We start from the raw sequence: 12,497 nt of genomic DNA on the forward strand, positions 1-12,497 counted from the left end.
GTTGGCTGGGTTAGCTTGTAGATCAGCGATGATCGCGTTGGCTTTCTCTTCCCACTCTGCTGGCAGTTCACCGTTTACGCGGCGTTTGAATTCTGCTGCAAGTTCTGGATATGCTGCTTCATAAGCTGCAAATTTCTTGTTCCACGCTGCTTCCTTAGCTGCGCCTGCTTCTTTCGCATCCCATTGCGCGTAGACATCTTGCGGAATTTCAAAAGGACCGTGCTCCCAACCAAGTTCTTTACGTGTCGCTGCGATTTCTTCAGCGCCTAGTGGTGCACCGTGACAGTCGTGTGAACCAGACTTGTTAGGTGAACCAAAACCGATGATGGTTTTAGTACAGATTAGCGTAGGGCGAGGGTCAGCTTTTGCTGCAATGATAGCCGCATTGATCGCTTCTGCATCGTGACCGTCAACTGCTGGGATTACATGCCAGCCGTACGCTTCAAAACGCTTAGGAGTATCGTCAGAGAACCAACCTTCAACATGACCATCGATAGAGATACCATTGTCATCCCAGAAAGCGATAAGTTTGCCAAGACCTAGCGTGCCCGCAAGAGAACATGCTTCGTGTGAGATACCTTCCATCAGACAGCCATCACCCATAAATGCATAAGTGAAGTGGTCAACGATGTCGTGGCCTTGTTTGTTGAATTGTGCAGCAAGCGTTTTCTCAGCCAGCGCCATACCAACCGCGTTTGTGATACCTTGACCTAGAGGACCCGTTGTTGTTTCGATACCAGGCGCATAACCGTACTCTGGGTGACCTGGAGTCTTAGAATGCAGCTGACGGAAGTTCTTCAGATCGTCGATAGACAGCTCGTAACCAGCAAGGTGTAGCAGAGAGTAAATCAGCATAGAGCCGTGGCCGTTAGAAAGTACAAAACGGTCGCGATCTGCCCATTCTGGGTTAGCTGGGTTGTGATTTAGGTGTGAACGCCAAAGAACTTCAGCGATATCAGCCATACCCATAGGTGCGCCTGGGTGACCAGAGTTAGCTTGTTGTACACCATCCATGCTTAGAGCGCGGATTGCATTTGCTAGATGCTTTCTTGATTGAAGAGAGTGATCCATAATAAATACCGATTAATAGATTGTTTCTTAAGAAAGGATAATAAGAGGGGAACGCAAACGTTCCCCTCTAGAAATTCTGTTGATTAAAGCTTCGCTTCAATCATTGCTTCAAGTTTGCCTTGGTCTACTGCGAAGTTGCGGATACCTTCTGCAAGCTTCTCAACAGCCATTGGGTCTTGGTTGTGCTCCCATAGGAACTCAGCGTGAGTCATTGCTGCTGGACGAGCTGCTGAACCTTTAGAATCAACTAGCTTCTCAACGACTTCACCTTCAGCAGCTTCAAGTTCTGCTAAAAGTGCAGGAGCGATAGTCAGACGGTCACAGCCAGCTAACTCAAGGATCTCACCGATGTTTCGGAAACTTGCGCCCATGACGACAGTGTTGTAGCCGTACTCTTTGTAGTAGTTGTAGATCTTAGATACTGACAACACGCCTGGGTCTTCTTGTGCTTCAAAGTCACGACCTTCTTTCGCTTTGTACCAGTCCATGATTCGACCAACGAATGGAGAGATTAGGAATACGCCAGCTTCAGCACATGCGCGAGCCTGAGCGAAAGAGAATAGAAGAGTAAGGTTACAGTTGATGCCTTCTTTTTCTAGGATTTCAGCGGCACGGATGCCTTCCCAAGTAGACGCAAGCTTGATAAGGATGCGATCGTTAGTGATGCCTGCATCGTTGTACATTTTAACTAGCTGGCGTGCTTTTGCTACGCTGCCTTCCATGTCGTAAGAAAGACGTGCATCAACTTCAGTAGAGATACGACCTGGAATGGTTTTAAGGATTTCTTTACCGATGTTTACCGCTAGCATGTCACACGTATCTTGTACTTGCTGTGCTTTATCAGAGCTTTGAGATTTTGCGTATTCGATAGAAGCGTCGATTAGAGGCGCGTACTCTTCGATTTGAGCGGCTTTAAGAATCAGAGAAGGGTTAGTCGTTGCGTCTTCTGGCTGGTATTTTTTGATTGCATCAATTTCACCAGTATCAGCGACTACAGTCGTTAGTTTACGAAGTTGCTCTAATTTGTTGCTCATTTCGATCATCCTATTTCATTGGGCTCCCAGATCACGACATGATATGGGGATGCAATTGCAAGCGAGTTAAGTAATAGTCGATTTTTCCGCTAAGGACAACTCAGCTTACTTAACCTAAATAATTTTCAACGTATGAACATTTGTTGTGAACATTTGCTCGAACGCTGAGTAAATGATGGGTTCATAATTATCTTATACAGATAGAAAGTCAATTGCCGAATGAGCTTTTAAGTGATGTTCATCAAGTATTTTTTTCAAACCTGACTGGTGGCAGGATAACTAAACGTTTGCCAAGAAGCAGTAAGGGTTCAGGCTAGTGTATGAAGGATAAAAAACGTGCTGAGAATTTGTAATTTCACTGAGCAAATGTTGCCAAAATGGCGGGTTGTGACATATGCTACGGCTGTGAGCACATGTTAGGTGCGATTTATTTGGTTTGGAAAATACACCAATGAACAAATCTCAGAATGACATTTCGGATGACAACGCAGATCTACTGACTGAAATCTCAGTGGCCTACTATCAGGATGGTGCGACACAAGAGGAGATTTCGAAGAAGTTCTCTGTCTCACGTGCCAAAGTTGGTCGGATGCTAAAGCAGGCCAGAGACGAAGGTATTGTGGAGATCACGGTCAAATATCACCCAGTTTTTAGCGCTAAAATAGAACAACGTCTTATCGAACGATTTGGTGTTAAGCGTGCTTTGATCGCCTTGGATCAACCAGTTGAAGAGCAACAGCGTCAGCAGGTTGCGGGTCTAGTCTCGAAATATATGGCGAGCTCGATTCAAAACGGTTCTGTTGTGACCGTGGGGCAGGGACGCAATGTCTCCGCTGTAGCGCATCATGTCGGCGTTATTCCGCAAAGAGACGTTAAATTCGTATGTGGTATTGGTGGTATCCATCCACGTGGGGGGATGTTTAATGCCGACCACATCTGCCGTCAATTTGCCAAAAGCTATGGCGGAACCTCAGAAACATTGTATGCGCCAGCTTACGCGGAGAACCGAGAACAGAAGCTCGCCTTTATGCAAAACGCAACTGTCAAACAAACCTTAGACTTGGCACGTAAAGCTGATGTTGCCTTGGTCGGTATTGGTGACATGAGCGAAAACAGTTATATGGTTGATCTTGGGTGGTTTACTGCCGAGGAAGTTGTTCAATCAAGGATGCAACAAGGGGTGGTTGGCGATTTTGCTGGTTACGATTTCTTTGATATACATGGTCAATCCGCCACAACTGTGATGAGTGACCGAGTGATCGGGCTGAGCATTGACGAGTTTCGACCGATTTCGCAGGTTATCGCCATTGCAGCAGAAAACAGTAAACCGCTTGCGCTACTTGGAGCGTTGCGAACTGGTGTGATTGACGTGATCGCCACAAGTGTGAGCAATGCACTCACCGTGCTAAACCTCGATGAGCAAATGAAATAACAAAAAAGGCAGCTAAGGCTGCCTTTTATAATCTCAACAAAACGGATGTATAAGCGGTTATTTGCTAGTTGTGGCGATAGGCAAATCGCTGTTTGCGCCCCATTCTGTCCATGAGCCATCATAAACGGCGAGATTACGATAACCACAAAGATAGGCTGCAAGCAGTACAATGCAAGCGGTGACACCAGAGCCACAGCTAAAGAGTGTTTGAGCCGCATCTGTTGAGAGCGTCGGCTGTAAAATCTGTTTAAGTTGTTCGACTGGCTTTAACTTATGTTGATCCATTAGCTGTGCAAAAGGCTGACAAACTGAATTGGGGATATGACCACTGCGTAAGCCTGGACGTGGCTCTGCTACTTCACTATCGAAGCGTGCTTTGGAACGAGCATCGACGGTTAGGCTCGCATCATTATCGATTTGTTGAACCACATATTGTGCGTCGACAAAGTAATCCGGATTCAGCTTACCAGAAAAGTTGCCTTTCGCTGTTGGAGCTAAATAACGTGTCGTCGTATCAAATCCACACGCTTTCCATTCAGTCAGACCGCCATCGAGAATGTAGACTTGCTCATGTCCCATCGCACGTAACATCCACCATGCTCTTGGCGAAGCAAAAGTGCCACTGTTGTCGTAAACAACAATTACAGAGTCATTATTCAAACCTAGATCCTGAGCTAAGTGATTAAAACGCTCTTCGGTTGGCATCATGTGCGGGAGACTAGTGTCTGGATCGCAAAACACCGCGTCGTAATCAAAACGGCGTGAGCACGGGATTAAGTTCGTTTTATCCTTCTCAACTTCTCCGGGGATCTGGAAATCAATACTGGTGTCTAAGATAACTAAGCGATTATCGCTCATCTGTTGAGCGAGCCATTGGGGGGTTACGAGTGGTGACATCAAAAATCCTTTTTATTGTGCTGCGGTGCAGCGAATCAATTGATACGACATGGAATCTGACAACAACGTTTGTTGCTGCTGAATAATTACCTGAGATAGACGGGGACAGTCAATATTTGCTGGAACTTGAATCAACAGTTGTTGCTGAGATTCAGTGGTAACATTTAAAAAACGACGATTGCCATCCAGTGACTGGGTGACCGTTTGTGAGTCAACTACCGCTCGGACTTCCGTCGACGGACGATCTTGCATTAGCCACGTCAAAACATAGAGTGCCAGCGCACCAAGCAACAAGGTAGCGATAAAGCCTTTGGGATGATTCATCGTCAGCACTCTACCACTACCTTACTTCTAGTGACACACAGGACAGTTTGGCATCTTCATTAAATTCATTTCACGCCAAGACATCGTCAATGCATCTAACATCAAGATCTTGCCTTGTTTCGGCGTGCCATAGCCAGAAATTACCTTAATTGCCTCCATCGCCTGAACCGCACCTATAATGCCGACAACCGGTGCCATGACGCCAGCTTCAACACAACTCAATGCTGTATTGCCGAACAAGGCGCTGAGACATTGATAACAAGGTTGTTGATCATCTTGGTAAGTAAACACGCTTACTTGCCCCTCCATGCGAATCGCAGCACCTGAGACTAGGGGCGTTTTATTTGCGTAGCAAAGGCGGTTTAACTGGTTGCGTGTTTCGACGTTGTCCGATGCATCAAGAACAAGAGTATGCTGTTCGATCAACTGTGATAGTTGTTGATCAGAAAGACGCTTATCGAAGGTGTTAACCGTAATATTGGGATTAAGCTCTCTCAGTGATTGAGCGGCCGAATCGACTTTTTTAACCCCGATATCTGAATCGTGGTGAAGAACCTGACGCTGTAGATTAGAAAGTTCAACCACATCGTCGTCGATGAGGGTTAACGTACCAACCCCCGCCGTCGCGAGATATTGAGTAGAAGCACAGCCAAGTCCTCCGGCGCCAAGAACGAGAATAGAACTTTGCTTGAGCGCTTCTTGACCGTCAAAGTCAAACTGCTTAAGAATGATTTGACGGTTGTAGCGGAGCATTTCTTGATCAGATAAGATCTCCAAGTGGCACCTCTAGTAAAGCGTCGGGTTAAATAGCTGGATGTTGACGGTTTCGCCAATCTCGACTCGTCCACGTTCTCGTTCAAGTACGACGAAGCAGTTGGCTAGACTCATCGATCTGAACGCACCTGAACTTTGGTTGCCCGTTGTTTCTACGACAAACTGACCATTCTCAATAGAGTAGATGCCACGTTGATAATCCGTGCGCCCTGGCGCTTTCTTAAAAGCACTGCGTGTTGTTGCTGGGATTGACTCTGGTGCTTTCCATTCGGTATGTCCTGCCAATTTTGCTAGTAGAGGTTGAACAAGAACATACATGGTTAACACGGCAGAGACAGGGTTACCCGGCAAGCCACAGAACCAAGCTGTCGATAGCTTACCAAACGCAAAAGGCTTACCCGGCTTGATTGCTAGCTTCCAAAAGCCGATTTGACCTAACTCTTGTAAGATATCTTTGGTGTAATCTGCTTCACCAACGCTGACACCACCGGAAGTCACAACCACGTCAGCCAATGTCTGCGCGTGTTCAAACGTTGCCTTGAGGGTTTCTGGGCAGTCTGGAATGATGCCGAGATCAATCGCTTCACAACCGAAGTTTTCGATAAGAGGCTTAATACCGTAACGGTTACTGTCGTAAATCTGACCTTCGGATAAGGTTTCACCTAAAGGACGTAGCTCATCGCCAGTGGAAAAAAACGCCACACGCGGTTTACGTATCACGCTAACCTGGCTAACGCCGAGAGTTGCGATCATCGGAATATCACGCGCAGTCAAACGAGCGCCTTTTGCTAGGACAATATCACCTTGCTTGATGTCATCGCCAGTTGGGCGAATATTGTTTTGCGGTTTTACGTCGGTTTGATTAAAGAGAATACCTTGCTCAGTAACTTGAGTGTTCTCTTGCATAATGACCGCGTCACAGCCATCAGGAATTTTTGCACCAGTCATGATACGAACACATGAACCGATTGGCCAATCGCCTTCAAACGGCTGACCCGCGAACGACTTACCAGCCATCGGCATGACATTGTGATTCGTTAAATCCGCGATACGAATGGCGTAACCATCCATTGCAGAGTTATCAAATGGCGGTACAAAAATAGGGGAGAGTATGTCTTCAGCGAGCACATAGCCGATTGCATCTGCTAAGGGAAGTTGTAACGTTGTTTGGATAGCTTCAATTGGCGATAACATTTTATCCATCGCCTCTTCGATCGGCATTAAGCCTGGTGCATCGCAGCAGCCCATATCAAAAATCCTAATTTACTATTATTTTTAGTCTAATGGTCAACACTCTATCATAGATAGCCATAGAGCAATAATGACCTCCAATAAAATATGGGTGTAATTATTCAAAAATCCGAGTATCCTTGTCAGCCATCCTAAAGGGGTAAATAAGAGGAAGTGGAATGTCAGGTCTTAGCGAATCCGCAAAGTTGGTCAAAGATGCGCTAGAGCAACGAGGATTAGAGACGCCGATGGCGCCAAACTCGTTCAGTCGAGAAGAGAAAAAAGAAAAGATTCAACACCATATGCGTGAAATTCTCTCTCTACTAGAGCTAGACCTTACTGATGACAGTTTAGAAGAGACTCCGCACCGTATCGCAAAAATGTACGTTGATGAGATTTTCTCTGGCTTAGATTACTCAAATTTCCCCAAGATTACTGTCATCGAAAACAAGATGAATGTCAGTGAAATGGTTCGAGTGAAAGACATCACAGTGACGAGTACCTGTGAGCATCACTTAGTGACAATTGATGGTCGTGCAGCGGTCGCTTATATTCCACGTGGAAAAATCATCGGCCTGTCTAAGATTAACCGCATCGTCCGTTTCTTCGCTCAGCGCCCTCAGGTGCAAGAGCGTATGACACAGCAGATCTTAGTCGCATTGCAAACCCTGCTAGAGTCAGATGATGTGGCAGTAACCATAGATGCAACCCATTACTGTGTTAAGTCACGTGGTGTTATGGATGCAACCAGTGAAACCACAACGACGGCATTAGGTGGCATTTTCAAGTCAAATCCAGCGACACGCCATGAGTTCCTGCACGGAATTCGATAGGACAAGCTGCGTCGGACTTACGAATTCAAAACCGCTTCCATTTCGAAGCGGTTTTTAGTTTTTAATGCTGGGAGAACACTCCTTCCAGCCAATCCTCAAAGGATAAAACAGTGACAACTTCATTTAACACCCTTGAACTGAAGCCTGAATTGCTTGAAACGTTGGATAGCCTTGGCTACAAAGAAATGACGCCAATCCAACAGCAAGCTTTACCTCTCGTGCTCAGCGGTAAAGACGTGATTGGTCAAGGCAAAACAGGTTCAGGTAAAACCGCAACATTCTCATTGGGCTTGCTGAGTAACCTCAATGTTAAACGCTTTCGAGTGCAAACATTAGTACTTTGCCCGACTCGTGAACTGGCTGATCAGGTTGCGAAAGAGATCCGCACCCTAGCGCGTGGTATTCACAACATTAAGGTACTTACCTTATGTGGCGGCCTACCAATGGGGCCACAGATCGGTTCACTTGAGCACGGTGCGCATATCTTAGTTGGTACGCCTGGTCGAATACTTGATCATATGTCTAAGGGACGCATTAGCCTTGATGAGTTGAATACACTCGTGCTGGATGAAGCTGACCGCATGCTTGAGATGGGTTTTGAAGAGGCGATTGATACGATAATTGCCGCTGCGCCAGCCGAGCGTCAGACTTTGCTGTTTAGCGCCACTTTCCCTAACAACATTGAGTCATTGGCTGCCAAAGTCATGGTTAAGCCGGAAATGGTCAAAGTTGAGTCAACACATGCAACGACAACCATTGAGCAACGCTTCTATCAATTAGACACGACTGAAGCGCGTGATGACGCACTGGAAGCCCTATTACTGACGCATAAGCCAGAGTCGTCGGTTGTGTTTTGTAACACGAAGAAAGAGGTGCAAAACGTAACGGATGAACTGAAACATCGTGGATTTAGTGTGGTTGAATTGCATGGAGATATGGAACAGCGTGAGCGTGAGCAAGCGTTGACCATGTTTGCCAATAAAAGTATCTCTATTTTGGTTGCGACCGATGTGGCGGCACGTGGATTGGACGTTGATAACCTTGATGCGGTTTTCAACTTTGAGCTTTCCCGCGATCCTGAAGTTCATGTCCATCGAATCGGTCGAACGGGGCGCGCTGGCTCAAAAGGCGTTGCATTTAGCTTCTACAGCGAGAAAGAACACTATCGAGTCGCACGTATTGAAGAGTACATGGACTTAGTTATCTCACCAGCTAAATTACCGGAAAAACCGATTGAGCGACCGTTCTACCCTAAAATGCAAACAATCCAGATATTAGGCGGCAAGAAACAAAAGGTGCGCGCTGGAGACATTTTGGGAGCCTTGACTAAGCAAGCTGGCTTAGATGGTAAAAAGATTGGCAAGATTAATATCCTAGCAATGGTTTCATACCTAGCGGTGGAGCATGATATCGTCAAACCTGCGTTAAAACAGCTTACGACAGGCAAGATGAAAGGACGCAGTTTCAAAGCTCGTGTGATGAAGTAAGCGCTAATAGTGAGCTAAAAGCCAACCTATGTTCAGGTTGGCTTTTTTGCTAACGACGTTTGGATGGATTTAACTGTCGAACAGGTAGAGATAGTCGCCGTACCCCTCTTTTTCCAAATCTGCTAACGGAATAAACCTCATTGCTGCGGAGTTCATGCAGTAGCGCAGGCCTGTCGGCGCTGGACCATCTTTAAACACGTGCCCTAAATGGGAGTCCGCAAATCGGCTGCGAACTTCTGTTCGGGGATAGAGAAGGTGGTAGTCGGTTTTTGTGACAATGTAACCTTGATTTATCGGCTTAGTAAAACTTGGCCAGCCTGTGCCTGATTTATACTTGTCAGTGGATGAGAAAAGAGGCTCTCCAGAAACAATATCGACATAAATCCCAGCCTCTTTGTTATCCCAGTATTCATTGCTGAATGCGCGTTCTGTCCCTTCTTGTTGAGTGACGTAGTACTGAAGCTCAGTAAGCTTGTTCTTAATCGCAGACTGCGATGGTTTGGCATATGGTTTAACACTTTCAGCACTTATTTTATCGTCAATAAGTGCGCGCAGCGTTACAGGATTGTCCTGACGATCTTCGCCAAAAATCTCATCTAAATACTGATCGCGACCAGATGCGTAACGGTAGTAGTTATAGCGAATTTTATTACGCTTGTAATAATCTTGGTGGTAATCTTCAGCCGGCCAGAACGCTTTGAATTCGATCAACTCGGTTTTCAATGGTTTCTTGAAAATACCTAACGCATCAATTTGCGCGATAAAGTTTTCGGCAATCTTTTTCTGTTCTTGGGTATGATAAAAAACAGCAGGGCGATAGTGGCGACCTCTATCGACAAAGGAGCCTTGATCATCCGTTGGGTCTATATGACGAAAAAACTGGTCGAGAACTTGCTCATAAGTGACCGTTTTAGGATCGTATTTAACGCTGATGACTTCAAGGTGCCCAGTCTTACCGGACGAAACTTGTTTGTAAGTTGGATTCTCAATATCACCACCAGCATAGCCAGAAATCACATCGATAACGCCAGGCAGTTTTTCCAAATCGGATTCAGTACACCAAAAACAGCCTCCAGCCAACGTCGCTACGTCATAATCGTTTAAAGTTTTCGTGCCAGACATATTGCTATCTGCCGCGCCGAAAAAAGAGGTGAGCACGGCCACACATGCAACAGCGGAGAGGATAAACTTAAACTTCACTTTCATATTAACCTCGTAAATGGTTATCACTACTTGAGAATAGAACGGGCTATCAATGAGAAAATTACACAATTAAGTAATTATATTGGTTTGTTCTAAGGAAGGATCAAAAACGGCGCGAGTCATCGCGCCGTTTTTACTTAGAATCTGCCACTAACCCAAGCTTGGTAATACACCTGCGGTGATCAGTACCTGAGCTGTGACGATAACCACCCCAACACAACTGGTTGCGATTAGGCCTACATTACCACCAAGTACTTGATAGCTTTGTGTCGAGGCCTGTTGACGAGCTTTTTTGACCATCAAAATGGGCAAAAAGATGGCCAGTACAACCAGTGCAATGGCGGCATATCCTAGCGCCGCAATAAAGCCCTGAGGGTAGAACAAGGCGAAGCCCATTGGTGGTAGAAATGTCACCAATCCGACCAATACGCGTGAACCACCGTTACCACTTTTATTGATCTTGTCGCCTAGGAATTCGAACAACCCGAGACTCACCCCAAGAAATGAAGTCAGCAGTGCCAAATCAGCGAAGATACCGATAGTTTGAGCCAGATTAGAGCGATGAACAGTGGTGGCCAGTGTCGAGATAAGTGAACTCAATCCCTGATTTTCGAGTAGTTGAGACTGATTGACGACGCCCAGTGTGACGACTTGCCAGAAAACGTAGATCACCAATGGAATCGCGGAACCGATCAAAATGGCCTTGCGCAGTGAAGGCGTATGGCCATCTAAGTAGTTAACAATCGCAGGGATGCTGCCGTGGAAACCAAAAGAAGTGAAAATCACCGGAATCGCAGCGATCACTAGACCTTGTTCTACAGGCATACTTAATAGGTAAGATTCAGTGACATTCGGTGCTAAGAAAGTAAGCACCATTACCATCGCAATGATCTTAATTGAAAATAGTACTCGGTTAACTTTATCCACTGTCGCAGTGCCAATCGTTACCACTGCGGCGACTAATAGGGTAAACAACACGGTCGATGTTGTTGGTGAAACTTCAACACCAGAGAAAGTCGCAATACGCTCCGCAAACTGTGCGCCACCACCAGCAATGTAAGCTGCGCAAAGTGCATAGAAGAGAAACATCATCGCAAAGCTTGCTACCCATTTCCCCTTGATGCCTAGAAATTGATTGGCAAGGGTGTGTAAGGTCGCATCTTGGTCTGCATGTTGATGTACTTCAATCATCAATAAAGCGGTATACGCCATTAATGCCCATAGAGCGATCATAATGATAAGTGAAGTGGTGAAGCCTATACCCGCAGAAGCGAGTGGTAGCGCAAGCATGCCAGCACCAATGGTGGTCCCAGCAATGATCAAAGTACTACCCAATACCTTTGATTTGTTCATTGTATATAATTCTTTACGTTTATCTGACTTTAGTAGAGGTTATGACTAACTGTTGTGTAATATGTAGTCATTAAGACTGACAATGTGACCATTTTGAAAAAGATCTTTGACAAAGACAAGTGTTTTGTACAAATTAATTACCACCAGTGTAATTTTATGTTTACATGCATGGGATGGTTGTCGGGGTAATCGATTGCGTTGGAATAAAGAGCAAATCATAGTCAGAATTTACTTTCGCCTTTCAAAAAACTGTCATATAAGTGGTTTAAAAAGGAACCAAGAACCCGCATATTCAGGCTGAGACTTGAAAAACGCAGGTCTTGATAAGTGTTTTTATAAAGGAGGTCAGAATGAGTGACCAAACAATCAATGAAGAATGCCTCGAGCTGTTAGATGCCATGGAAATTGGCTTTGAACTCTCGGACTACGAGCAGTCAATTGAAGCGCTCGCCGAAGAGATTTTCAAATAACGATTCTTCAGTGACGATAAGTCTACTTAGGTAGCAACCCGAAAGAGCCAGTGCAATCGCGCTGGCTTTGTGCTTTCATAAGGGTATCAACGTAATCGGGCGAAGATTCTGCACTCACTCGCTGATGCAAGTGATGAGTGAAGAGATGGCGGATGTTGTTCCGGATCGGTTTGTCACCGTCACACATGCTATGAGTGAGGGGCGTTGGTTACAGTCCTATCAGCACATCGAAAATATCGAGTTCGCATTACAGCGAATGTCACATCGTTCACCAAGAATGGTCACGCTGGTGGAGTGCATTCCCTATCTACGACAGAATTATCATCAACTGGATGAGTTATTTGCTCAGCTCTATCCACAGATACTAACTGCCAGCAAAAGTTTCTGAT

General features: G+C 45.6%; 12 protein-coding genes. 4 read left to right on the top strand and 8 right to left on the bottom strand.

Translation table 11 applies throughout. From position 1 onward, the window contains the following. On the bottom strand, positions 1–1,071 hold a 1,071-nt coding region (locus ACQEXT_RS20120; protein ID WP_426953325.1), incomplete at its 3' end, for a thiamine pyrophosphate-dependent enzyme. An 83-nt stretch (positions 1,072–1,154) separates the two neighbouring features. Beyond that, positions 1,155–2,105 carry a transaldolase gene (gene tal / locus ACQEXT_RS20125; protein WP_426953326.1) on the bottom strand — a complete coding sequence of 317 codons (951 nt, stop codon included), beginning with the start codon at positions 2,103–2,105 and terminating at the stop codon, positions 1,155–1,157. Positions 2,106–2,556: 451 nt separating this feature from the next. On the opposite strand from tal, the gene ACQEXT_RS20130 reads away from it, so the two are divergent. Next, positions 2,557–3,537 carry a sugar-binding transcriptional regulator gene (locus tag ACQEXT_RS20130; protein WP_138970657.1) on the top strand — a complete coding sequence of 327 codons (981 nt, stop codon included), beginning with the start codon at positions 2,557–2,559 and terminating at the stop codon, positions 3,535–3,537. 57 nt (positions 3,538–3,594) lie between these two features. Here the strand turns inward: ACQEXT_RS20130 and ACQEXT_RS20135 are convergent, their stop codons facing one another. From ACQEXT_RS20135 to moeA, 4 genes are read right to left on the bottom strand one after another with little or no spacing between them, the layout of a single operon-like run. After that, entirely contained in the window at positions 3,595–4,437 is an 843-nt protein-coding gene (locus ACQEXT_RS20135; protein ID WP_331428464.1) for a sulfurtransferase, read from the bottom strand. A 9-nt stretch (positions 4,438–4,446) separates the two neighbouring features. After that, the gene (locus ACQEXT_RS20140; protein ID WP_138970655.1) at positions 4,447–4,758 is read right to left on the bottom strand and encodes a hypothetical protein; all 312 of its coding nucleotides are present in this window, start codon (positions 4,756–4,758) and stop codon (positions 4,447–4,449) included. A gap of 27 nt (positions 4,759–4,785) precedes the next feature. Beyond that, entirely contained in the window at positions 4,786–5,535 is a 750-nt protein-coding gene (gene moeB / locus ACQEXT_RS20145; protein ID WP_331418436.1) for a molybdopterin-synthase adenylyltransferase MoeB, read from the bottom strand. A 9-nt stretch (positions 5,536–5,544) separates the two neighbouring features. Next, entirely contained in the window at positions 5,545–6,780 is a 1,236-nt protein-coding gene (gene moeA / locus ACQEXT_RS20150; protein ID WP_426953327.1) for a molybdopterin molybdotransferase MoeA, read from the bottom strand. Positions 6,781–6,941: 161 nt separating this feature from the next. Here moeA and folE point away from each other — a divergent pair, with 161 nt between their 5' ends. Both folE and dbpA read left to right on the top strand, forming a co-directional pair. Next, entirely contained in the window at positions 6,942–7,595 is a 654-nt protein-coding gene (folE, locus tag ACQEXT_RS20155) for a GTP cyclohydrolase I FolE (RefSeq protein WP_006880173.1), read from the top strand. 110 nt (positions 7,596–7,705) lie between these two features. Continuing rightward, positions 7,706–9,082: an ATP-dependent RNA helicase DbpA gene (gene dbpA, locus ACQEXT_RS20160; RefSeq protein ID WP_138970652.1), complete on the top strand. Its 1,377-nt coding sequence runs from the start codon at positions 7,706–7,708 to the stop codon at positions 9,080–9,082. 69 nt (positions 9,083–9,151) lie between these two features. On the opposite strand, the gene msrB is transcribed toward dbpA, so the two are convergent. Together msrB and ACQEXT_RS20170 are read right to left on the bottom strand one after the other, a co-directional pair. Next, positions 9,152–10,288, bottom strand: a complete 1,137-nt coding sequence (gene msrB, locus ACQEXT_RS20165) for a peptide-methionine (R)-S-oxide reductase MsrB (protein WP_426953328.1) — start codon at positions 10,286–10,288, stop codon at positions 9,152–9,154. A 147-nt stretch (positions 10,289–10,435) separates the two neighbouring features. Beyond that, complete coding sequence (locus ACQEXT_RS20170) at positions 10,436–11,638, bottom strand: aromatic amino acid transport family protein (RefSeq protein WP_426953329.1); 1,203 nt, start codon at positions 11,636–11,638, stop codon at positions 10,436–10,438. A 603-nt stretch (positions 11,639–12,241) separates the two neighbouring features. Here ACQEXT_RS20170 and ACQEXT_RS20175 point away from each other — a divergent pair. Further along, entirely contained in the window at positions 12,242–12,496 is a 255-nt protein-coding gene (locus ACQEXT_RS20175) for an ACP phosphodiesterase (RefSeq protein ID WP_426953339.1), read from the top strand. Position 12,497 lies beyond the last annotated feature (1 nt).

Origin of the sequence: Vibrio sp. TRT 29B02, assembly GCF_050113655.1 — a bacterium.
In the GTDB taxonomy this organism is placed as follows: domain Bacteria; phylum Pseudomonadota; class Gammaproteobacteria; order Enterobacterales; family Vibrionaceae; genus Vibrio.